Here is a 21,113-nt window from a genome sequence, read left to right as displayed (position 1 = left end):
TGTCACACACCAAAAGACAGCACCAGCCCAGGCGCGCCCTGCGGCATCGAGGAAAGACATGGAATTAGGCACGCACAGCGGTACTACAGCCACCGCACCCCACAACGCCTCTCAGGACGACATTAGCGTCGATATCCAACCGGGCGAGTTTCGCGTCATCAAGCGCAACGGGGTGGTCGTGCCCTTTGATCGGACCAAAATCACGGTCGCAGTGACCAAAGCATTCTTGGCCAACGAAGGCACACAAGCTGCTGGTAGCGCGCGCGTTCGTGAAATGGGCGAACGTTTCACCGACATGGTTGAAGCGACTTACCGCCGGCGCATGCCGTCCGGCGGCACACTGCACATCGAAGACATTCAAGACCAGGTCGAACTGGTGCTGATGCGCGCGGGCGAACACAAAACCGCCAAGGGCTTCGTGCTGTACCGTGCTGAGCGCGCCGAACAGCGCGCGTCGACCGCCCACGTCGAAGAGCTGCACCCCAGCATCAATGTCAAAATGAACGACGGCAGCACCGCGCCGCTGGACGTGGGCCGCCTGCGTTTTGTGGTCGACGAAGCCACCGCTGGGCTGGACGAAGTCGATGGCGATCGTATTTTGGACGCCACCCTGCGCAACCTATACAACGGCGTGCCGATCAAAGAAGTATCGACCGCACTGGTCATGGCGTCGCGCGTGTTGGTTGAGGAAGAACCCAACTACAGCCAGGTCACGGCACGCTTGCTGATGGACATCATCCGCGCCGAAGCCCTGAGCTTTATGGGCATTGCCGACAACGCCACGCATGCTGAAATGCGCGGTCACTACGCCGACGCCCTGCGTGTGTACTTGAACACCGCCTCGGAATTGGAACTGGTATCACCGGAACTACTGACCTTCGACCTGGCCAAGCTGGGCGCCGCGATCGAAGCCGATCGTGACCTGCAATTCGGCTACCTCGGCCTGCAGACCCTGTATGACCGCTATTTCATCCACTCCAACGAAACCCGTTTCGAGCTGCCGCAGGTGTTCTTTATGCGCGTCGCCATGGGCTTGTCGCTGGACGAGGAAAACCGCGAAGACAGCGCCATCGAGTTTTACCGTTTGCTGTCCAGCTTTGACTACATGAGCTCGACCCCGACACTGTTCAACGCAGGCACGCTGCGCAGCCAGCTGTCGAGCTGTTACTTGACCACCATTCCGGATGACCTGAGCGACATCTATGGCGCTATTCGGGACAACGCGTTGCTGTCGAAGTTTGCCGGCGGCCTGGGTAATGACTGGACCCCCGTGCGCTCACTCGGCAGCCGCATCAAAGGCACCAACGGCAAAAGCCAAGGCGTTGTGCCCTTCCTTAAAGTCGCCAACGACACCGCCGTGGCGGTCAACCAAGGCGGCAAGCGCAAGGGCGCGGTCTGTGCGTACCTGGAAAGCTGGCACTTGGACATGGAAGAGTTCTTGGAGCTGCGTAAAAACACCGGTGACGACCGTCGCCGCACGCACGACATGAACACCGCCAACTGGGTGCCTGACCTGTTCATGAAGCGCGTGTTCCAAGACGCCAACTGGACGCTGTTCAGCCCGTCGGACTGCCCGGACTTGCACGACTTGGTCGGCGAAGCCTTCGAAGCGCGCTACACCGAATACGAAGCCCGCGCCGCCGCAGGCGACTTGCCGCTGCACCGGACCATCAAGGCCGCGGATCTATGGCGCAAAATGTTGAGCATGCTGTTCGAAACAGGCCACCCTTGGATCACCTTCAAAGACAGCTGCAACCTGCGCTCGCCCCAGCAACACGTGGGCGTGATTCACTCGTCAAACCTGTGCACCGAGATCACGTTGAACACCTCGGCCGACGAAATTGCGGTGTGTAACCTCGGCAGTGTCAACCTGAAAGCCCACGTCAGCCGTGACGGTGGTTTGGATCACGACAAGCTCAAGCAAACCGTGACCACCGCCATTCGCATGCTCGACAACGTCATCGACATTAACTACTACTCGGTTCCGCAGGCGAAAAACTCGAACCTGAAGCACCGCCCGATCGGCTTGGGCTTGATGGGGTTCCAGGACGCACTGTACGAAATGGGCTACGCCTATGGCAGCGACGACGCTGTGCGTTTCGCCGATCAAACCATGGAAGCCATCAGCTACTACGCAATCGAAGCGTCCAGCGACCTGGCCGCCCGCCGTGGCGCCTACCAGACCTACAAGGGGTCGCTCTGGGACCAGGGTATTTTCCCGGTCGACAGCTTGGACATCTTGGAAAAGCAACGCGGCAGCGAGTACATCGAAGTCGATCGCAGCGCATCGATGGATTGGGCGCCGATTCGCGCCAAGGTCGCCCAGCAAGGCATGCGTAACTCCAACGTCATGGCGATCGCACCGACCGCGACCATCGCCAACATCACCGGCGTCAGCCAGTCGATCGAGCCGACTTACCAAAACCTGTACGTGAAATCGAACCTGTCGGGCGAGTTCACTGTGGTCAATCCCTACCTGGTCAACGAGCTAAAAGCACGCGGCCTGTGGGACAACGTCATGGTCAACGACCTGAAATACTTCGACGGCAGCGTCCAGCAAATCGACCGTATCCCGGCCGACCTAAAGCACCTGTTCGCGACCGCATTTGAAGTCGAGCCGCGCTGGATTGTTGACGCCGCTAGCCGACGCCAGAAATGGTTGGACCAGGCCCAGTCTTTGAACCTGTACATCTCCGGTGTCAGTGGCAAGAAACTGGACGTGACCTACCGCATGGCCTGGTTCCGTGGTCTGAAAACGACCTATTACTTGCGTGCTATGGGCGCCAGCGGCACTGAAAAATCAACCTTGAAATCGCGTGCCACGGAAGCGCCCGCCCCAGTTGCAGCCCCTGTGGTTGCAGCACCACCAGCACCGAAAGCGGTGGCTAGTGACTTTGAACTCGGTGCCGGCATGGACGTACCAAAAGCGTGCAGCCTGGACGATCCGGATTGCGAAGCCTGCCAATAAGTTTTACTGTAAAAATATACAGTACGGAGAATTAGAATGCTGAATTGGGACGACTACAACGAACAAGACGACCTCGTCGTCACGCCCGCCCCCGTCGTGGCTGAACCTGCGCCGGTCGCACCCGCACCGGTTAAAGCCGCTGCGCCCGCCGCCGCACCGGCCACCAAGCCGACTGCGAAAACTGAGGCGCCCGCGGGCGCCAGCACCAGCCCGATCAAGCCCGTACAACGGGTCGATGGGGCGGTCAGCTATGCCAGTGTCCAGGCCCACATTGACGGCATGAACACCGCCGAAGCCGAAGAAGAAATTTTGGCTGGTGCCGAAAGCCGCATCCAGATTTCGGACAAGGCCATGATTAACTGCCGCGCCGACGTCAACCAGCTGGTGCCGTTCAAATACGACTGGGCGTGGCAGAAATACCTGGATGGCTGTGCCAACCACTGGATGCCGCAAGAGGTCAACATGACCGCGGACGTGGCGTTGTGGAAAAACACCAGCGGCCTGACCGACGACGAGCGCATGATCATCAAGCGCTCACTGGGCTTTTTCTCGATGGCCGACACGGTCGTTGCCAACAACTTGGTGCTGGGCATCTACCGCCACATCACCAACCCCGAGTGCCGCCAGTACCTGTTGCGCCAGGCCTTCGAAGAAGCGGTCCACAGCCACACCTACCAGCACGTAGTGCAGTCGTTGGGCATGGACGAGCAAGAAATTTTCAACATGTACCACGAGGTACCCTCGGTCTCTAAGAAGGCCCAGTGGGGCTTGGAAAAGACCTTCGAAATTTCCAACCCGGACTTCAAGACCGGCACCGACGAATCGGATCGTGCGTTCCTGCGTAACCTGATTGCCTACTACTGTGTCATGGAAGGCATGTTCTTTTATTGCGGCTTCAGCCAAGTGCTGTCGCTGGGCCGTCGTAACAAGATGACCGGCACCGCCGAGCAGTTCCAATACATCATGCGTGACGAGTCTACTCACGTCGCCTTTGGCATCGAAGTGATCAACACGATCATCTCGGAAAACCCCGCCATTTGGGACGCCCAGATGAAGGCCGACGCGCGTCAGCTGATTTTGGAAGGGCTGTACCTTGAAGTGCTGTACGCACGCGACTCAATGCCCACGGGTGTTTTGGGCATGAACGCGGCGATGATGGAAGAGTACCTGCAATTCATCGCCAACCGCCGTCTGACCCAGATCGGCCTTAGCGAAGAGTTCCCCGCGGTCAACAACCCCTTCCCGTGGATGAGTGAAATCATCGACATGAAGAAAGAGAAGAACTTCTTCGAGACCCGGGTCGTTGAATACCAAGTCGGTGGTGCGCTTAGCTGGGACTAACCGCCCCAGCACGCTCGACCAAAGCCACCTTAGGGTGGCTTTTTTATGCCGGCGCCAACGCCCGGACGCGTATTTTTTGACTGGATGGGAGTGCGCAATTGAGCGCCACACCGAACTAAATCCGCGTCGAATTCCGGACAACCACAGACTTCGACTAAGGTCGGCGTTAGACTACCCACCTTATTTAGAACGCATAGGCTCACGAGGGGCCGTCACATGGGCAATATGACGCCAGCGAAACCGCTTTTCAGTTACAAACGCTACTGGGCACACAAGTTCACACCCGCGCCGTTCTTGCCAATGACGCGCGACGAAATGGACGAGTTGGGCTGGGACAGCTGTGACGTGGTATTGGTCACCGGTGACGCCTATGTCGATCACCCCAGTTTTGGCATGGCGGTGATTGGCCGCACACTGGAGGCCCAAGGCTTTCGCGTTGGCATCATTGCCCAGCCCGATTGGAACTCCAGTGACGACTTCATGCGCCTGGGCAAACCGAACCTGTATTTCGGCGTTACCGGCGGCAACATGGACTCGATGGTCAACCGCTATACCTCGGACCGTAAAATCCGCTCGGACGACGCCTACACCGCGGGTGGCATGGCCGGCAAACGCCCGGATCGTGCGGTCCTGATCTACACCCAGCGCTGCCGCGAAGCCTTTAAAGACGTGCCCGTGGTCATCGGTGGCATCGAAGCCAGCTTGCGCCGTGCCGCACAATTCGACTACTGGCAGGAAAAAGTCCGCCGCAGTGTGCTGCTAGATTCCAAGGCCGATATTTTGCTGTACGGCAACGCCGAGCGCGCCTTGGTTGACCTGACCCACGGCCTGGCGAACGGCAAAACCATTGATGAGATGCGTTTTTTGCGCGGCACCGTGGTGCCGGCGACGGGCGTGCCGGCGGGCTGGTTCCAAGTCGATTCGAGCGAAGTCGACATGCCCGGGCAAATCACCCAAGAACCCGACCCCTACATCGACACCACGCAAACAGCGGATTGCAAAGTCGGCGAAGAACCGCCTGCACCCAGCGAAACCGCGCCGATCAAATTCATCCCGCGCACGGCCAAGCTGGACCGGGAAAAAACCGTCGTCCGCCTGCCCAGTTACGAACAGGTCAAGGCCGACCCGGTGTTGTACAGCCACGCCAGCCGCGTGCTGCACTTGGAATCCAACCCGGGCAACGCGCGCGCCATGATCCAACAACACGGTAACCGCCATATTTGGATCAACCCACCGCCGATCCCGCTGGAAACGCCGGAAATGGACGGCGTATTCGAACTGCCCTACCAGCGCGTTCCGCACCCGTCCTACGGTGACGCGAAGATCCCCGCGTACGATATGATTAAGTTCAGCGTCAACATCATGCGCGGCTGTTTTGGTGGCTGTACCTTCTGTTCGATCACCGAGCACGAAGGCCGCATCATCCAAAACCGCTCGGAGAAATCGATCCTCAATGAAATTGAGGCGATCCGCGACACCACACCCGGATTCACCGGCACCATTTCCGATTTGGGCGGACCGACGGCCAACATGTGGCGACTGGCGTGCAAAGACCCGAACATTGAAAAGAACTGCCGCAAGCTGTCCTGTGTCTATCCGGGCATTTGCGAAAACTTGAACACCGACCAAATGCCGCTGGTGCGGCTATACCGCAAAGCCCGCGTGATACCTGGGATCAAGCGCGTGTTAATCGCCAGCGGCCTGCGCTATGACATTGCGGTGGAAACGCCGGAATACGTCAAGGAGTTGGTCCAGCATCACGTCGGCGGCTATTTGAAGATTGCCCCCGAGCACACCGAAGCCAACACGCTGTCGAAAATGATGAAGCCGGGCATCGGCAGTTACGACGCCTTCAAAAAGATGTTCGACAAGTACTCCAAGGAAGCGGGTAAAGAGCAGTACCTGATTCCGTACTTCATCGCCGCACACCCCGGGTCGACTGATGAAGACATGATGAACTTGGCGATTTGGTTGAAAACCAATGGCTTCCGCGCCGATCAGGTACAGGCCTTTTTGCCGAGCCCGATGGCACTGGCAACCGCCATGTGGCACGGCGGCAAGAACCCGCTAAAACGCGTACGCCGGGACAGCGAAGACGTGGTCAGCCCCAAAGGCATGAAGCAGCGACGTCTGCATAAAGCGTTTTTGCGCTACCACGATCCGAACAACTGGCCGTTGCTGCGCCAAGCCCTGAAAGACATGGGCCGCGCGGACTTAATCGGCAACGGCAAGCGCCACTTGATTCCGACCTACCAGCCGGCGGGTACCGGGTTACAGGCCGAGGGCGCGCGTCGCAAGCCGACCGCCAGCAACAAGGGCGGGACCTTCCGCACCCAGCGCACCAGCGACGACCGGCCCAAGGCCAGCCGTTCGCCGAAACGGCCTGCGTCCAGCAAGCCGACCCGACGCCGCTAGTTAGGCGCTGACCGTTTTCGCCTGCCAGGGTGCTTCGCGCACTGGCAGGTGAACAATGGCCGACACCACCCCAACGCCAATGCCGACCCACCACACGGTGGTATAGGTGCCGAATTGGTCGTACAGCGTACCGCCCAGCCAAACCCCCAAGAACGACCCCAACTGATGACTAAAAAACACCAAGCCATACAGCGTGCCCATGTAACGCAGGCCATAGATGTGCGCGACCAGACCACTGGTTAACGGCACCGTGGCGAGCCATAGCGAGCCCATGACCAGACTGAAAATGACCACGGTGATCGGCGTCATGGGCGTCAAAATGAACCAGGCCGAAATAATCGTGCGCGCGACATAGATGCCGCTCAGCAGGTATTTCTTGGTGTACTTCTTGCCCAGGGCGCCGGCGGTAATGGTGCCAAATATGTTGGCCAAACCAATTAACGCAATGGCCACCGCGCCCAGCGCAGCGGTGGTATCAATGCCCAGCGACGCCGCCAAGCTGTCCGGCGCAATCGACGCGCAGGCCTCGGTGATAAAGGCCGGAAAGTGCGCGGTGACAAACCCAAGCTGAAATCCACAGCTAAAAAAGCCGACAAAAATCAAACCGTAGCTGGGGTCTTTGACCGCTCGCAATAGCACCGTCGACATCGACTCTTGCAGCTCGGCCTTGCTCGCTCGGCCGTCCGCCTTGATGAATGGCAAACACAGCAAACCCAAGAAAATCAGCCCAGACATGACCAAAAACGTGTGCTGCCATGAAATAACATCCAGCAGCGTGGCGACCAAAATCGGCCCGACCACTTGGCCGGCTGAACCGGCGGCCGTCGCAATGCCCAGCGCCATGGATCGATTTTCGTCGGACGCCGCGCGCCCAACAATGGCCAAGATCACGCCAAACCCGGTGCCGGCGATGCCAAAACCGACCAACACTTCCAGCCACTGCATCTGGCCGGGGGTGACCGCAAACGCGGTCAAGAACAAACCGGCCGCATAGGTCACTACGCCCAATACGATGGCCTTGCGGTCACCAAATTTCTCCGCGATGGCGCCAAAAATTGGCTGACCAATGCCCCAGGCCAAATTTTGAATGGCGATTGCCATGGAAAACTCGGCACGCAACCAACCGAATTCGTCGGCAATCGGGATTTGAAACAAGCCAAAGGCGGCGCGCAGCGCAAAGCCCAGCATCAACACCAAGGAACTGGCGATTAAAACCGGGGTAAATAAACGACTGTCAGTCATGCAGCTGAGTCCTGGGGGGTGATATGGATATGAAGTTGGTGCCGGTAGGTTTGGCCCGGCTCGATCCAGACATCTTCGCCCAACGCAGGTCCATTGGGAAGTTGCTGGGTTTCCAAGCAGACCGCGTTGCCGACGTGATGCGGGGCACCCAGCGCGCGCTCCGAAGCACGCAAGTGACCGGCGCTGTATAGTTGAACACTTGGCTGATCCGAATGTATCGCTAGGCGCGCCAGCGGGCCGCTCAGGGTTGCCATATGGCGCACCCCAGTGCCGGGCACCATCAGCGCCACATCATGGTCATGCCGCCCCAGCACGCGCCCTTGACGAAAATCCAGATCACCACTCACAGCCTCGCGCCGCAGCGGTAAGTTATTCGCATCACTGACCCAATACTCACTCGCCGGCGATTGCAACGTCATGGCGTCCGCCGGCACCCCCAAGTTCCAGTAGGCGTGTTGAATTAAGTTCAGGGGGCAGGGGCGGTCGACGTCGGCTGTGGCCTCCCATTCAAGGCCCGCACCGGTCAGGCGATAACTGACCTCGGCAACACAGCGACCAGGCCAGCCCTGATCCCCATCCGGCGAGTCCAGGCGCAAGCGAATCGAGTCCACATCATGGCTGACCACCGCCCAGGTTTGATGGCCAAAGCCGTTGGTACCGCCATGCAAGCATTGCTCGCCCTCGTTTTGGTCCAATTCGAACACCGCGCCGTCACGCTCCAGTCGCCCACCCGCGATGCGGTTGCCGTAGCGACCACAGACCGCGCCGATCGATGCTCGGTCAGATGCATAGTCGGCCGGGTCGGCAAACCCTAGACACAGCGGCTTGTCATCTAAAAACAGCTGCATCAGGCGCGCACCACGGGGAATGATCCACGCCGTCAAGCGCCCGCTGCGGATCGAGTAGGCCCCGGCGGGCGCACAAAGTGGTGTCATAACAGGTCCTTAACGTTCGAATGGTGGCGCTGGCCGCCTAATGTAGCGGTTTATCGCGGTGACTGCCGCATTGGCCGCAGAGCCGGTGACCTGGGCGCCGGCGCAACGCTGGTCCAAAAGGCCGAATCAATGCCGTGGGGACAAACGATCAGTTACGTCAACGACCCGGACGGATTTTTGATCGAAATTTGCTCTCCCGTTGACCCACCCAGTTAGCGACGCGTTCGAAAGTGGTGCCGGCAACCGCCCCAACCGGTAGGCTAAGCACTGCGCTGCAATGGAGCCCACATGTACCCCTTTATCCGAACCCTGATGACACTGGTGCGCGCCAAATCGCGCCCGGCGCTGGCGATCGATGGCATCAGCGTGATGCACTTTCGCGCCATGCCATGGGACATCGACATTTTCGGCGAGGTCAACAATGGCCGCCAACTGACCCTGTTCGAGCAAGGACGCTGGGACTTGGCGGTCCGAATTGGATTGCTTAGCCTGCTTAAACGCAAAGGCTGGGGGCTGGTTGTGGCCGGCTCGTCGGTGCGTTACCGCAAGCGCATTCGCATGTTAGATGCGGTCGAGTGCCGCACCCAGTGCGTCGGTGTTGACGGCCGTTGGTTCTATATGTCGCAAAGCTTCTGGGTTGACGGCCAGCCCTGCTCGCACGCCTTATTTCGTACCGCAGTCACCGACCGCGGTAAAACTCTCGACAATGCACAGGTGACCGACGCCATCGGCGAGCAATGGACACACCCGACCCCGGACTGGGTGTTGGCGTGGGACCGCGCCGACCATGAACGTCCGTGGCCACCCAACCCGTTAGCACTGGAATCCGTATGAAATTACTGTCCTCACCCGCCAGCCCGTTTGGCTCGAAAGTAAAACTGGCGATCGCCGCCATGGACCTTGGCCACCAAGTGCAAGTCCTAATGATCGACACCCTAGGCTTAAATGCCGAAGGCTCACACCCCAACCCACTGGGCAAGATCCCATGTCTGGTTCGTGGTGACGGCAGCGCCGTATTTGATTCTTTTGTTATTTGTGACGCCCTAGCCCGCCACGCCGGGGTTGACTGGTTGGTCCCCGAGCACTGCCGCGAGCAGGTATTGGTGCAGCACGCGGCGGCGACCGGCATGACCGAAGCGGCACTGCTGGTGGTCTATGAAGATCGCATGCGAGCCCCAGGCGCCCACAGCGAAACCTGGCTGGCGATGCAGCATCAAAAAATTCAGCAAACGCTGGACTGGTTCGTCGATAACCAACCGCAGATCAGCACACAAATGAATCTGGCCGCGCTGGGATTGGCGGCGGGGCTGGGTTATTTGGATCTGCGCTTAGCAGGCGCCTGGCGCCAAAGCCACCCGGCGCTTGAACAATGGCTGAGCACGTTTATTCAGGTACTGCCTGCCTATGAGGCCACCAAGCCGCAGGTGGTACACTAAATTCCTGGCAAAACTCGTCGACGCCGTAGTGATGCAATTGCGACGGCGTGGTCGGCAATGCGCCCTGCTCGGCCAAGGTCAGCAAGCGTTGTTCCAGGTCAACGACCTGTTCGGCCGCACGCTGATACGGGCAGGTGATGACAATGCCGCTCCAGTCCGGCAAGGCCACGGACTGCTGTTTTTCACGCCACAGTTGGCCGAACTTTTCGCCAAACTCAGTCAACGTGGTTTCGGCCGCGGAACCGGACAGGCGTGCGTATCCGACAAAACCAAACCGGTGCAATGAAAAATGCTGTTTGACGTGGCCACCGAGCAGTCGCAAGCAGGTCTCCTCAATCCACGAGGCACTCCAAATCCCACTGCGTCGATGCTCCCAGGCCATGATGCTGTCGTAGCCCGGGGACCAAATCATCACAACTACACCGAAATCACCACCGTGATCCGGCTGCTGTTGACCCGGTCGTCCAATAATTGACATCTATTGTCCCGTCGCACGAGGCGGCCATTCGGCCAAAGGCCAAATGGCGCCGGTAAAGCCGGTGCGCCGCAAGGCACTTAATACGTCTTGAGCAAGGCGGTACAGGTCATGATGCCCACCCAAATCCGTGATCACCAAAGACCGAAGCTCCGTTTCTTTACCCAACGTTCGTAACAACCTATCACGAAGCGCCACCGCTGCCTTCAGCCCGTTGTTGGGCAACGCGACTAGCAAACCTTCGTCACCGACGCCGATGGTCTGGGTCGGGGTGAATAACGACTTGACTCGATCCAGCGGAACGCCAGGCAGCCAAGCAAAGCTGCACGCGCCAGTGCCCCACAACGCCGCGCCCAACGCCGCCACAATGCGCGTCACCCACTGTGTTCCCTGGACGTCCAAAATGGAACGCGCCCACGCCCGCAATCGCCCATCCAGTTGGTCTTTGTCCAATACGGGAATGCCGTAACGCTCGATCGCCATGTCCTGTTCCGCAGGCTCGACGACACCGGTTTTAACAATGGATTTATGCCAGTCGACAAAACCGGACGCGGCCAAACGTTCTAAAAGTTCCAAGTTGACGCTGTCAGGCAGGGTCAGATCAAACACATACAGGTCGAAGTAAGTGTCAGCCAAAAGGGCACAGGCCGCTTCGGCCGTTTCCCGCACCTCGCAGTCCGCCAAGCCCAAGCCGTCCAGGTGACGCTTGATGGCCTCAACGTCGTCGGGCTGATCGTCGACGATAAACACAGTTTTAGAGCTGCTCATGGATTACCCCTTTGTGCTGCGGCCACCCCAAGGGTGAACTGGATCATTGCAACGGTGATACCACTGCGGTGCCCACCGGCGCATCGGACGGTCAATAGACCAACAACTTTTCCTGCCCGCAAGCCCATGTTTTATATAGATGAAGTCTATAAAATTCGGTGCCGCACGAAACCCAAACGGTGTTTTAAGCGACTTCGTAGAATCTCTGCTCTGTCAGACTTGGTAAGCTCCCACCTCTTACGCAAATTGATATCGGCCGATATGAGCAAACTAAGTACGCCGCACCCCATTCAAGCCGTTGCCACCCTTGCCATCGCCGCCACGCTTGCCGGCTGCGGCGCCGACCTGTTGTCGTCCGTCCTGGCCGCCATCGCACTGAACATCTTCAATCTGTGGCCGGTGCCGATTGCGCAGGCCCTTGGCCGACGACAGCTGATCCCAGCACTGACCGGTTGGACCGCCTTAATCGCCCTATTGGTGTCGCGGACGACCCCGGCCATGGACTTTTTGCCGACCTGGCTAGGGTTTTTCGCGATTGCTTGGCTGGTATGGACCGGGCAATCGCTGACGGCCGCCGCACAAACAACTGAGCTTGAATCAGACCGGGCAAACACAGGCAGCACACTGCCGCGCTGGCTGACAGAGTTCATAGACGCCCATGGTGCACCGAGCCATCTGCGCACCTCGCGCAACTACATTGAAGTATGCGGCGACGTGCACTCAAGCTACGTACGCATCTCAATGGCGTCCGCCGCAGAACAAATCCCGAGCGAACTTGGGCTGCGTATTCACAAAGAGTATTACGTCATGCGCGCGGCCATCAGCGGCCACGAACGTGACGGCAATCGACACATTTTGGTGCTAAGCGATACGGTTAAGTTGCCTGTTGGGCGCGCGTTTTTGAGTGATGTCCGCGCCCAAGGCTTGCTGGATTAGCCGACCAGCGACACGCGCCGACGCGACGCCAAGCTTCGCAGGTGGCGGATATGCGGGGTCATAAACGAAGCGGCGCGGACACCGCGCTCGTCCGCCCCCATGACGTCGACGAACTTTTCTAAACGATCGGCCAGTGCGGCCGGATTGTTGTGCCACCCCAGACGGGCGGTCAAAATCCCCGGCGCTACTTTTTGCTGCAGCCAATCCAAGGTCCACCAGCTACCGACGGTTTCTTGCATTAGGGCCACACCCAACAACGGCCGCTGGTCCGTGCCCGGCTCCCACACCGACGTGCCCATCCACTCGGATCCCTTGACCTTGATCCCATCGAATGCGGTACGCGCGCACATGGCAACCGGCCACAGCACATTGCTGGACGGAACAAACACTTCAATCAAGGCCGTCTCGGACGGCAGCACAGTCACACGACCGTACTCGGACCAGCTAGGGTAATTGCGATCACGCAATATCCCGCCGATGCCCTGGACCAGTATTTGACCGCGTTGAACAAGTTGAGGGTTTGACACAGGGGCGCACCAAAGTGTGAATTGGATCACAAATATGACGTGATGTAGGTGTGCACGCATGGTCCTTTAGGGCAGAGCAGTAAACCGCCCTGCCCTCTGGTACGATGCCAACGATGATGCCGCCGACCCTACACCTGCCGTTGTTAGACGCCACCACCGCAGACCTGTTTTTCCAACGGCTATTGGCCGAGGGTAACTGGCGCCAATACCAGCTGAACCTCTATGGTCGAACGGTCACCGAACCGCGCCTGATCGACTGGGCCGGCGCCGTGACGTATCGCTACAGCGGCCGGGTGTTAGAGCCGCGCCCACTGTCACCGCTACTGTGCAGCCTGCGCGAGCAAGTCGAGCGCACCCTGGGAATGCGCTTTAACCACGTGTTGATCAATCGCTACCGCGACGGCAACGACTACATGGGCTGGCACCGTGATAACGAGCCGGAGCTGGGAAGCGATCCGACCATCGCCAGCTTGTCACTGGGTCAAGCGCGACCTTTTCAAATGCGCACACTGGCTAAAACCGACCCGCACGAGTGGCTATTGGAATCGGGCTCGCTGTTTGTGATGCAGCCCGGATGCCAACGCTATTGGCAACACCAGCTACCCAAACGGGCGCTATCGCGCATTCCCGGCGAACGCATCAACCTTACCTTTCGACAGGTCCAGACATGATTAACACCGACATCAACACGCTGACCGCCCAAATCGAGGCCATTCGGGTGCCCGGACAACGGCAACTGATTGCACTGGCAGGCGCCCCCGGCAGTGGTAAATCAACGCTCGCCAATCGCCTCGCCGACGCCCTCGGCGAACAGGCCTGCGTGCTACCGATGGATGGATTTCACCACAGCAATGCGTGGTTGGATGCACGGCAATTGCGCCCGCGCAAAGGGGCACCCAATACCTTTGACGTCGACGCCTTGGATCGTTTGTTGGCGCAAGCCCGGATCAAACACGACCTAACAATCCCGACCTTTGATCGAACCTGCGATGCCGTGGTGATCGATGGCGGGCGGATCCCGCCGAGCTGTGATTGGGTGGTGGTCGAGGGCAACTATCTATTGGCGCAGGCAGCGCCCTGGCAGGCACTGCGCAGGCACTTTGACCTGGCGGTGTATCTGGACGTACCCATCAACGAATTGGAGCGCCGTTTAACCCAGCGCTGGCTGGATTTGGGCATGGGTTTGGAGACTGCAAGAGCGAAGGTTGAAGGCAATGACCTGCCCAATGCCGCCTGGGTGATTGAACACACCCACACGGCTGATTACCGGATCAGCGGGGCTGACAGCAGCTTCTAGCCAAATGGACCGGCACGACGGGCAGTACGGCTGCGCTCGGATTCCAAATGATTAAGCTGTTCGTGCATCCGGCCGACCTGCTCCAATAGACGATCCGCCAGGTTCAGCGGGGTCGTTAACAGGGGCCACAGCTCGCTCGGCGTCGCCAATGGGTTGTATGCGTTGTAACGTTTGTGTGACGTGGACAAGCCCTCATTTAACGCCCGCATTTGACCGTAGGCCGGATTAAATTTCGAGCGGAATGAATTCGAGTTCGCGTTAGAAAAAGTAGCCTATTCGGCCTCCCACTTCACGGTGCCCATCCCCAATTGACCCATAGTCAACCGATACGGTTCAATCGAAGACGTGAGTAGGCTCAAAAGTACGGACGAAAGAGGATTTAAGATGCAAAAATATTTGACACTCAGCACCCTTTTACTCGCAATGCTGGTCGCTGGTTGTAACTCGGACTCACTGGAAATCAACGTCAACGCGGCTCACATTGTCAGCTCCCTCGATGGTAGCCCCGCGGGGCAGGCTGATTTTGAAGCCGAGTTCAGCTTACTCGGCGAGCTGGACGACGAGCAACGGGCTCAGCTCGACGCGATTGTCTCTGCCGTTGAATCCATGATGGATATTGATAGCGTCGAAATCGAAAGCGGCGATTTCGGGCCCAGCTTACTCATCGAGGGATCAATCCCAATATCCAATGACCCCAACGAGCGCAGCCCCTGGTACTTAAAGACCTCTCAATTTGACGATGGCTTGGTTCAAGTTGAACTGGCGACTGGGCAAAATTTCGAGCCGCTTAAGAGCCAAATGGAAGATATCAACTTTATGCTGACGCCGGCGGCGTACCACTCGGTCAAATATAAGCTAAAGGGCTCGCGTGCACTCGTAATGGCGCCGGCCGTCGAAGTCGACGGGGTTACCCATTTGTTTTATCGCGGCGCCCTGGATAAGCGGCTGATATTGAACTTCAATGGCGGTCCTTTCGAACAGACCGGTGCCGGCTTCGTGATGTCCACCGAGTGAAGGGACCTGGGACGTTACAGCATTGACCAAACCGACAAGCCGACCACACCGAGCAAACAGGCGGCCATCGCCACGTTAATAATGCGCTGGGTGCGCGCGGCCAAATCCATACGGTTGACCTTGGCCCCGGCGTAAAGCCACAGCAGATGCAGCGGCAACCAAATCAGGTTCACGATCACCAACTTCAGGCCCGTTTCAACCGCGAAGCTGGCCGGGTAAAACGCGAAACTGCTGAACAGCGCGGTATTGACCGCGTAGGCCTTGGGATTAATCAATTGCAGTGTAATCCCGGCCACAAAGCCCGGTGCGGCCAGCGTGATAAAGGCGATCTTGGCTCCGGCAAAGGCAATTTTGAAAGCCAGGAAACCCAGGTACAGCGCCGACAACACCAGCAGTCCGGTGCGAATAACTGGGTCCGCTAACACCACCGCAGCCAGGCCCGAGATAATCGCAAAGCAAACAATATTGGTACCCAGCCACAACCCGGCTAAATACCGTAAGCCTGGGCGCCAGCCGGACGCCGCGCCGACCCCTGCCAACGACAAAACACCCGGTCCGGGCGTGATGATCAACAGAAAAACAGCAAGCGCAAAGGTCAGCATGGGGTAAAACCGATGGGGGTCATTGAGTAAGCGTTGAGTCGATTCATGCGCCCACAACCGCGCGCTATCAATAGGCCGGCAGCGCGCGCATATAAAATGGAGCGGGTAGTGGGAATCGAACCCACATCACCAGCTTGGAAGGCTGGGGTAATAGCCTTTATACGATACCCGCAAGGCTTCGATAACGGGGCTGCTGAGATCGTAGCCCGTGATCCGTACCGAAGATCTTCGGCACGGCGCAACTGTAGCCACCGCACCGGCGTTCGTCAATGAGAATGGCAGCCTCAGTCACATTTTATGGCCAATCCAACCGGACTTGACCCATATCAAGCGCCCTCATACAGAGCCGGATGTCAATTTGACACTTTGATGTGTAAAATTAAGGAACAGTCTGCAACAAACGGATCGCCCATATGACCGCGAAGCCGAGAATTCTATGCGCCGACTTACCCGCGCCACTGACGGCGGCGATACAAGCGCGCTTCACAGACATTCGCATCGTAACCGCCACCGACACCTATGACGCCTTGGACCTGTGCCTGCAAACCACATTTGACACCGTCATCGCCAGCACCGCAGTCGAACAAATGGCTAACCATCTGCTGGCCACGGCTCTAGCCGGCGACCGCTATCAGCCGCGGCCATCACGGTTGGTTGTGATCGACAGCAACCAAACAATCCCAGACGCCCTAGCGGTAACATGTGCCAACGGAACCGACCCTGTGTTTAGCCTTCGCTGTGGCTAACCGTTGTGGCGTTGGTGTACAAGCAACTGCTCAAACGCCACCGCCACCCAACCACTAACCAGCACATCGAACCACTGCTCGACACCGCTACAGGCCACGATCACGCTGCCGTATACGAAAGATCCGTAAAACGGCAAGTCACCATCGCGCAGCGAAGACGGGTGCTGGGTCTGCGCGCCATTTACTTGGGCGCGTTGGCGAACGATGACTGGAAGAAATCCACCATCACCGGCACATCGCTGTCGCCGTAACCTTGAGCGACCGCCAGGGTCAGCGCCTGGTTGGTGGCGCCCCCAATAAAACTCGGTACGTTCAATCCAGACACCATCGCGGCGTAGTAGCCCAGGTCTTTGCGGGCGTTGGCGATGGAGAAGCCCAATGTGTGGGCGTCACCGTCAACGGCGTTGGCTTTGACAAAGTCCATCATCGGCGAGTGCAGCGGGCCGCTGGACATAATGTTGTACAGGTTTTCGCGCGAAATGCCGGCCACGTCCGCAATGGCGAAGGCTTCGGACATCGCGGTTGCCAGGGTCATGCCAAAAAAGTTATTGATCAATTTCAGCGTGTGACCGGCCGCCAAGGCGCCGACATGAAAGACGTTTTCGCCGACATCGTTAAATACCGGGGACATCCGTGCGAAGTCTTCGGCCGATCCACCGACCATCAGGTTCAGCAAACCGTCCTTGGCGTGCGCAGGCGTACGACCCAGCGCAGCGTCCATAAAGTGTGCGCCGCGGGCTTCCAGCTGCGCGCCAATGTTCTTGGTTGATTCGGGAATCGAGGTGCCAAAGTCGACAACCATAGTGCCCGGCTTAACGCCCTCAAGAATGCCATCGGCGCCAAACATGACCGCTTCAACCGACTTTGAGGTGTCTACGCAGATCAGCACCACGTCTACATTCGACGCCAAATCACGACCGTTTTTAGCCTCGACTGCACCGCGGGCCACGGCCGCATCAATCGGCGCGCGGTTGGTGCGCCCCAATACGGTCAGCGAATAACCCAGGTCCTGGAGGTGCTCAACAATCGCAGATCCCATCAAGCCCAAGCCTGCGAAACCGATCGTGGGGAGTGTCTTAGCCGTCATCCTGTTCTGCCTTATGTGTGTCATCAAGTTGTGTGTTGAGCGCTCAAAAACGGGCGCCGTCGTTTGGTTATCGCTGCGTCTGGCCCGCCGAGCCGGCCATCAAGGCCTCGGCTTCGGCCAACGAGGCGACCGCGTCGGCAATCAGGCCCTCGAAATCCGCGGCTGCCAACACCCGGTTATCATCACCGTCCGGCTGCACACCCAAAAAGCCCGGGAACCCCATCATGACGTCGACCTGTTCTGCCAGCGCACGATTGGTGGCTTGGCAGGCCGCGAGGCCGGCGCGCTGCTCCCACAGCGATGGCCGGTAGTTGAGGTCGTAAGACACCACAGTGCCGTGCTTCTTGGCGACCCGCATGGCCTCCGACACCACCTCGTAGGCGTCGTCGGACAGCGCCGCGCAGATACCACCGGTGTGAAACCAGCGCACACCTAGCTCGCCAAAAATGTGTTCCCAGTCTATATCACACGGCTTTATTTTGGACGTCGCCGTGTGACCTCGATCTGAACACCCTAGTGCACCACGAACACCAAATCCGCGTTCAACGAAGTTAAGCCCGTTGCGCACGTCGCGCCCGATACCGTCGTAATCGAACCACTTGGCCAACGACAGATCGACTCCGCCTTGCAAGGTCAAGTCTTCCAGCAAATACCCAACAAAGTAGGCAACCACGCCAATGCCCAGCGCCAACCCAACGTCAAAGAAGCTGAAAGGCATCGAATATGAACCGACCATGCAGAGCAAAAAGATAATCGGCGTCAGCACGCGGATATCGATATTGATCAGCTTCGAGAACAAGCGCGCGCCACTCAGGCCGATCACCAACAGCGCCACCTGACACAGGATCATGCCGGCAAAGATCGGGCAAACGATTTCCAAGTGATCACGGAACAACAGCGGGTGGCCGTCCAACAAGGTGGCCGCGGCCGCAGGGGTACCCGGCGTGCGGATCAAGATGGCGGAAATGGAGCCACCATAGATGCCGCCGGTGAAAATCCCCATCAGCATTAACGAGCCCTGAACCGGCGGCAAGCTAAAGGTAAATGAAATCAGCAGCGCACAGCCCATGGTGGCGGTCAGACCCGGCATACAGCCGACCAGTACCAGCGCGCTACAGGAGGAGCTCGCACTGACCCGGCAACGCGGCTACGCGCTTGACCTTCAGGAGCACTCCCTGGGGCTACAGTGCATCGCGGTACCGGTGTTGAACCTGCGCTGCGATCAGCGTGTCGTGCCCGCTGGCCACCATTTCGACCGAAATGCTGGAAACCGAGGTGTTGGAGCAGCTGCGTGAAACCGGACTGAAAATATCCACGGCGATGGGCTACATCCGGCCGTAACGCCCATCAGGACAGGGCCAATACAAAACTTAACCGGCGACCACATAGCAATATCAGGCAAATCCGCGCAATATTGCACCGCAACATACGCGGAGGTGGCGCATGTTATTGCCAATATCGGCTACAAAGACCTGTCCACCCAAAGTGCTGTTTGTGGCCGTCACGCTGCCGTCCAGCGCGCCATCATGGCCGCCCTGCCGACGCTGCGTAGCGTTGCGGCGGCGGACACGTGCGAGGCTTTGGACTTGTGCTTACAGACCCGGTTCGACTTGGTCGTCGCCCACGAGAACGCAGGCGAGCTCAGTGGCTGGGACCTATTGTCGGCGTTGGAAACCACCCACTACCACCCCGCCGTTCCGGCGATCTTGGTGATTGAGGATCGGCTGCCAACGCCGAACGGAAGCTCGACCGGGGACGTACTGGTGATGAGCGAATCCGAGATATCCAGCGCCGCCGCGCAACCTGCTATTCATAACCTGCTGCGGGCGATCACTCACTCAGCGCCCGCTTAACGGCGCCCTGCCAAGCGCGGTGGCGCAAGCCGCGGGTCGGTGCATCCAAGGTCGACTGAAACGAACGCTGCAATGACCATTGCGCCGTTGCCTGCGCCAAGTCCGGGTACAAGCCTGCGCCAATGGCTGCCAACAGTGCGGCCCCCAACGCGGTCGTCTCGGTCACCTCGGGGCGATCAATTCGGACCCCACACAGGTCGGCCAAGCGCTGGCACAGCCAATCGTTCACCACCATACCTCCGTCGACACGCAGCGCCGCACAGGGCTGGCCATCGGCTTCCATCGCCTGCAATAGATCCGCAGTTTGATAGGCGCAGGCATCCAAAGCGGCGCGAACAATTTCATTGCGCCCAGTGTCGCGTGTCAGCCCGCATATCAAGCCGCGGGCATTGGCATCCCACCAGGGCGCGCCTAGGCCAGTGAACGCGGGGACCAAAAACACCTCGTCGTCACGGGCCTGCTCGGCCATGGCTTGGGACTGGGCCGCATCATCCAGCACCGCCAGCCCGTCGCGCAGCCACTGGATTGACGTGCCAACATTGAAAATCGCGCCTTCCAGGGCATAGGTGCAAACACCGTTCAAGCGATACGCCAGGGTGCTCAACAATCGATGCTGGGACGGCAACCGCCGCTGGCCGGTGTTAACCATCATAAAACAGCCCGTTCCGTAGGTGCTCTTGACCATCCCCGGCTCAATGCAGGCCTGACCGATCAAGGCGGCGTGTTGGTCCCCCGCAATCCCAGTCAGCCGCAGTGGCGCGCCAAAGAATTCGGCCTGAATAGGGGCCAAGTCGCCGGCGCTATCGAGCACACTGGGTAGCATGGCCGCCGGAATATTCAGGTGCCCCATCAACGACGCATCCCAGCATTGACGATCGATATCAAACAACAGCGTGCGCGCCGCGTTCGAGGCATCCATGATGTGGCGCTGTCCGCCGGACAATACCCAGGCCACCCACGTGTCCACGGTACCGAACGCCAGTTCACCGCGTTCGGCGCGGCCTTGGCCATCATCGATGTGGTCCAGGATCCAGCGGATTTTAGTACCGGAAAAATAGGGATCCAACAGCAAGCCGGTTTTGGCGGCGAACTCGGGCTCTAACCCGGCGGCCTTTAGATCGGCGCAATACGCGGCCGTGCGCCGGTCCTGCCAGACAATCGCCGGATACACCGGTTCGGACGTTGAACGATCCCACACCAGCGTGGTCTCACGTTGATTGGTCAAGCCAACGGCGGCGATCTGGCCAGGCTCAATCCCAGCCTCGGCGATCGCAGCGCGGGCGCTGTCGACCAGCCCGTCAATAATGTCGCCGCCGTGGTGCTCAACCCAGCCGTCGTGCGGGAAATGTTGCGGCAAGGCAACCGAGGCACTGCTTAAGGGGGCGCCGGACGAGTCAAAGACAATAGCGCGGTTCGAAGTGGTGCCGGCGTCGAGCGCCAATACATAGGTCATCTGGGCCGATCCTTGATT

At 58.9% G+C, this 21,113-nt stretch carries 22 protein-coding genes, 1 tRNA gene and 1 pseudogene; 12 read left to right on the top strand and 12 right to left on the bottom strand.

Annotated features, from left to right (window positions below; all coding sequences use genetic code 11):
* Positions 1-58: 58 nt before the first annotated feature.
* The 3 genes from GH975_RS03555 (at position 59) to GH975_RS03545 (ending at position 6,724) form a co-directional block, all read left to right on the top strand.
* Positions 59-2,968: a ribonucleoside-diphosphate reductase subunit alpha gene (locus GH975_RS03555; protein ID WP_153713196.1), complete on the top strand. Its 2,910-nt coding sequence runs from the start codon at positions 59-61 to the stop codon at positions 2,966-2,968.
* A 36-nt stretch (positions 2,969-3,004) separates the two neighbouring features.
* On the top strand, positions 3,005-4,309 hold the full coding sequence (locus GH975_RS03550; RefSeq protein WP_153713195.1) for a ribonucleotide-diphosphate reductase subunit beta: 1,305 nt from the start codon (positions 3,005-3,007) through the stop codon (positions 4,307-4,309).
* Between the two features lie 225 nt (positions 4,310-4,534).
* Positions 4,535-6,724 (top strand): YgiQ family radical SAM protein, encoded by a 2,190-nt coding sequence (locus tag GH975_RS03545; RefSeq protein ID WP_153714769.1) that lies wholly within the window; start codon positions 4,535-4,537, stop codon positions 6,722-6,724.
* Here the strand turns inward: GH975_RS03545 and GH975_RS03540 are convergent, their stop codons facing one another.
* Positions 6,725-7,966 carry an MFS transporter gene (locus GH975_RS03540; RefSeq protein WP_153713194.1) on the bottom strand — a complete coding sequence of 414 codons (1,242 nt, stop codon included), beginning with the start codon at positions 7,964-7,966 and terminating at the stop codon, positions 6,725-6,727. It lies immediately after the preceding gene.
* Positions 7,963-8,901, bottom strand: a complete 939-nt coding sequence (locus GH975_RS03535; protein WP_153713193.1) for an aldose epimerase family protein — start codon at positions 8,899-8,901, stop codon at positions 7,963-7,965. The genes GH975_RS03540 and GH975_RS03535 overlap by 4 nt, the downstream gene beginning before the upstream one ends.
* A 288-nt stretch (positions 8,902-9,189) precedes the next feature.
* Between GH975_RS03535 and GH975_RS03530 the strand changes: the two genes are divergently transcribed.
* Positions 9,190-9,735, top strand: coding sequence for an acyl-CoA thioesterase (locus GH975_RS03530; protein WP_153713192.1), 546 nt, complete (start codon positions 9,190-9,192; stop codon positions 9,733-9,735).
* Positions 9,732-10,337, top strand: a complete 606-nt coding sequence (locus tag GH975_RS03525; protein ID WP_153713191.1) for a glutathione S-transferase N-terminal domain-containing protein — start codon at positions 9,732-9,734, stop codon at positions 10,335-10,337. The genes GH975_RS03530 and GH975_RS03525 overlap by 4 nt, the downstream gene beginning before the upstream one ends.
* Here the strand turns inward: GH975_RS03525 and GH975_RS03520 are convergent.
* Together GH975_RS03520 and GH975_RS03515 are read right to left on the bottom strand one after the other, a co-directional pair.
* On the bottom strand, positions 10,285-10,815 hold the full coding sequence (locus GH975_RS03520; protein ID WP_153713190.1) for a hypothetical protein: 531 nt from the start codon (positions 10,813-10,815) through the stop codon (positions 10,285-10,287). The genes GH975_RS03525 and GH975_RS03520 overlap by 53 nt on opposite strands.
* The gene (locus GH975_RS03515) at positions 10,816-11,580 is read right to left on the bottom strand and encodes a response regulator (protein ID WP_153713189.1); all 765 of its coding nucleotides are present in this window, start codon (positions 11,578-11,580) and stop codon (positions 10,816-10,818) included. It abuts the gene before it with no gap.
* Positions 11,581-11,841: 261 nt separating this feature from the next.
* Between GH975_RS03515 and GH975_RS03510 the strand changes: the two genes are divergently transcribed.
* Positions 11,842-12,516 carry a LytTR family DNA-binding domain-containing protein gene (locus GH975_RS03510; protein WP_170272525.1) on the top strand — a complete coding sequence of 225 codons (675 nt, stop codon included), beginning with the start codon at positions 11,842-11,844 and terminating at the stop codon, positions 12,514-12,516.
* On the opposite strand, the gene GH975_RS03505 is transcribed toward GH975_RS03510, so the two are convergent.
* Positions 12,513-13,043 carry a hypothetical protein gene (locus tag GH975_RS03505; RefSeq protein ID WP_153713187.1) on the bottom strand — a complete coding sequence of 177 codons (531 nt, stop codon included), beginning with the start codon at positions 13,041-13,043 and terminating at the stop codon, positions 12,513-12,515. The genes GH975_RS03510 and GH975_RS03505 overlap by 4 nt on opposite strands.
* 113 nt (positions 13,044-13,156) lie before the next feature.
* On the opposite strand from GH975_RS03505, the gene GH975_RS03500 reads away from it, so the two are divergent.
* Positions 13,157-13,714 (top strand): alpha-ketoglutarate-dependent dioxygenase AlkB family protein, encoded by a 558-nt coding sequence (locus GH975_RS03500; protein WP_170272524.1) that lies wholly within the window; start codon positions 13,157-13,159, stop codon positions 13,712-13,714.
* Complete coding sequence (locus GH975_RS03495) at positions 13,711-14,340, top strand: nucleoside/nucleotide kinase family protein (RefSeq protein WP_153713185.1); 630 nt, start codon at positions 13,711-13,713, stop codon at positions 14,338-14,340. The genes GH975_RS03500 and GH975_RS03495 overlap by 4 nt, the downstream gene beginning before the upstream one ends.
* Here GH975_RS03495 and GH975_RS03490 read toward each other — a convergent pair.
* Entirely contained in the window at positions 14,337-14,528 is a 192-nt protein-coding gene (locus tag GH975_RS03490) for a hypothetical protein (protein ID WP_153713184.1), read from the bottom strand. The two genes, GH975_RS03495 and GH975_RS03490, sit on opposite strands and share 4 nt — an antisense overlap.
* Before the next feature lie 196 nt (positions 14,529-14,724).
* Here GH975_RS03490 and GH975_RS03485 point away from each other — a divergent pair, with 196 nt between their 5' ends.
* Positions 14,725-15,354 carry a hypothetical protein gene (locus GH975_RS03485; protein WP_153713183.1) on the top strand — a complete coding sequence of 210 codons (630 nt, stop codon included), beginning with the start codon at positions 14,725-14,727 and terminating at the stop codon, positions 15,352-15,354.
* Between the two features lie 14 nt (positions 15,355-15,368).
* On the opposite strand, the gene GH975_RS03480 is transcribed toward GH975_RS03485, so the two are convergent.
* Positions 15,369-15,956 carry a LysE family translocator gene (locus GH975_RS03480; protein ID WP_153713182.1) on the bottom strand — a complete coding sequence of 196 codons (588 nt, stop codon included), beginning with the start codon at positions 15,954-15,956 and terminating at the stop codon, positions 15,369-15,371.
* A 97-nt stretch (positions 15,957-16,053) separates the two neighbouring features.
* Positions 16,054-16,128: transfer RNA gene (locus GH975_RS03475), tRNA-Gly, on the bottom strand.
* Positions 16,129-16,369: 241 nt separating this feature from the next.
* Between GH975_RS03475 and GH975_RS03470 the strand changes: the two genes are divergently transcribed.
* The gene (locus tag GH975_RS03470; protein ID WP_153713181.1) at positions 16,370-16,702 is read left to right on the top strand and encodes a hypothetical protein; all 333 of its coding nucleotides are present in this window, start codon (positions 16,370-16,372) and stop codon (positions 16,700-16,702) included.
* On the opposite strand, the gene GH975_RS03465 is transcribed toward GH975_RS03470, so the two are convergent.
* The 3 genes from GH975_RS03465 to GH975_RS12110 form a co-directional block, all read right to left on the bottom strand.
* Positions 16,699-16,839: a hypothetical protein gene (locus tag GH975_RS03465; protein WP_153713180.1), complete on the bottom strand. Its 141-nt coding sequence runs from the start codon at positions 16,837-16,839 to the stop codon at positions 16,699-16,701. The two genes, GH975_RS03470 and GH975_RS03465, sit on opposite strands and share 4 nt — an antisense overlap.
* Before the next feature lie 44 nt (positions 16,840-16,883).
* Complete coding sequence (locus GH975_RS03460; RefSeq protein WP_153713179.1) at positions 16,884-17,789, bottom strand: NAD(P)-dependent oxidoreductase; 906 nt, start codon at positions 17,787-17,789, stop codon at positions 16,884-16,886.
* Between the two features lie 67 nt (positions 17,790-17,856).
* Positions 17,857-18,891, bottom strand: a complete 1,035-nt coding sequence (locus tag GH975_RS12110) for a tripartite tricarboxylate transporter permease (RefSeq protein WP_322788874.1) — start codon at positions 18,889-18,891, stop codon at positions 17,857-17,859.
* Here GH975_RS12110 and GH975_RS12320 point away from each other — a divergent pair.
* Both GH975_RS12320 and GH975_RS03445 read left to right on the top strand, forming a co-directional pair.
* A pseudogene (locus GH975_RS12320) lies at positions 18,857-18,949 on the top strand (hypothetical protein); the annotation flags it as partial. The gene GH975_RS12110 and the pseudogene GH975_RS12320 sit on opposite strands and share 35 nt — an antisense overlap.
* 276 nt (positions 18,950-19,225) lie before the next feature.
* Positions 19,226-19,642 carry a hypothetical protein gene (locus GH975_RS03445; RefSeq protein ID WP_153713176.1) on the top strand — a complete coding sequence of 139 codons (417 nt, stop codon included), beginning with the start codon at positions 19,226-19,228 and terminating at the stop codon, positions 19,640-19,642.
* Here GH975_RS03445 and glpK read toward each other — a convergent pair.
* Positions 19,620-21,095: a glycerol kinase GlpK gene (glpK, locus tag GH975_RS03440; RefSeq protein ID WP_153713175.1), complete on the bottom strand. Its 1,476-nt coding sequence runs from the start codon at positions 21,093-21,095 to the stop codon at positions 19,620-19,622. The genes GH975_RS03445 and glpK overlap by 23 nt on opposite strands.
* Positions 21,096-21,113: the final 18 nt, after the last annotated feature.

It is taken from the genome of Litorivicinus lipolyticus (assembly GCF_009650135.1).
Lineage (GTDB): Bacteria > Pseudomonadota > Gammaproteobacteria > Pseudomonadales > Litorivicinaceae > Litorivicinus > Litorivicinus lipolyticus.
The sequence above is the reverse complement of the archived record's forward strand: the minus strand, read 5'-3'. Positions and strand labels throughout refer to the sequence as shown.

What these genes read in the sequence shown, in the direction of transcription:
- glpK (WP_153713175.1), bottom strand. Translation starts at nt 21,095, where the DNA reads ATGACCTATGTATTGGCGCTCGACGCCGGCACCACTTCGAACCGCGCT.
- GH975_RS03470 (WP_153713181.1), top strand. Translation starts at nt 16,370, where the DNA reads ATGACCGCGAAGCCGAGAATTCTATGCGCCGACTTACCCGCGCCACTG.
- GH975_RS03550 (WP_153713195.1), top strand. Translation starts at nt 3,005, where the DNA reads ATGCTGAATTGGGACGACTACAACGAACAAGACGACCTCGTCGTCACG.
- GH975_RS03500 (WP_170272524.1), top strand. Translation starts at nt 13,157, where the DNA reads ATGATGCCGCCGACCCTACACCTGCCGTTGTTAGACGCCACCACCGCA.
- GH975_RS03520 (WP_153713190.1), bottom strand. Translation starts at nt 10,815, where the DNA reads ATGTCAATTATTGGACGACCGGGTCAACAGCAGCCGGATCACGGTGGT.
- GH975_RS03495 (WP_153713185.1), top strand. Translation starts at nt 13,711, where the DNA reads ATGATTAACACCGACATCAACACGCTGACCGCCCAAATCGAGGCCATT.
- GH975_RS03480 (WP_153713182.1), bottom strand. Translation starts at nt 15,956, where the DNA reads ATGCTGACCTTTGCGCTTGCTGTTTTTCTGTTGATCATCACGCCCGGA.
- GH975_RS03555 (WP_153713196.1), top strand. Translation starts at nt 59, where the DNA reads ATGGAATTAGGCACGCACAGCGGTACTACAGCCACCGCACCCCACAAC.
- GH975_RS03545 (WP_153714769.1), top strand. Translation starts at nt 4,535, where the DNA reads ATGACGCCAGCGAAACCGCTTTTCAGTTACAAACGCTACTGGGCACAC.
- GH975_RS03530 (WP_153713192.1), top strand. Translation starts at nt 9,190, where the DNA reads ATGTACCCCTTTATCCGAACCCTGATGACACTGGTGCGCGCCAAATCG.
- GH975_RS03525 (WP_153713191.1), top strand. Translation starts at nt 9,732, where the DNA reads ATGAAATTACTGTCCTCACCCGCCAGCCCGTTTGGCTCGAAAGTAAAA.
- GH975_RS03515 (WP_153713189.1), bottom strand. Translation starts at nt 11,580, where the DNA reads ATGAGCAGCTCTAAAACTGTGTTTATCGTCGACGATCAGCCCGACGAC.
- GH975_RS03460 (WP_153713179.1), bottom strand. Translation starts at nt 17,789, where the DNA reads ATGACGGCTAAGACACTCCCCACGATCGGTTTCGCAGGCTTGGGCTTG.
- GH975_RS03540 (WP_153713194.1), bottom strand. Translation starts at nt 7,966, where the DNA reads ATGACTGACAGTCGTTTATTTACCCCGGTTTTAATCGCCAGTTCCTTG.
- GH975_RS03535 (WP_153713193.1), bottom strand. Translation starts at nt 8,901, where the DNA reads ATGACACCACTTTGTGCGCCCGCCGGGGCCTACTCGATCCGCAGCGGG.
- GH975_RS03485 (WP_153713183.1), top strand. Translation starts at nt 14,725, where the DNA reads ATGCAAAAATATTTGACACTCAGCACCCTTTTACTCGCAATGCTGGTC.
- GH975_RS03510 (WP_170272525.1), top strand. Translation starts at nt 11,842, where the DNA reads ATGAGCAAACTAAGTACGCCGCACCCCATTCAAGCCGTTGCCACCCTT.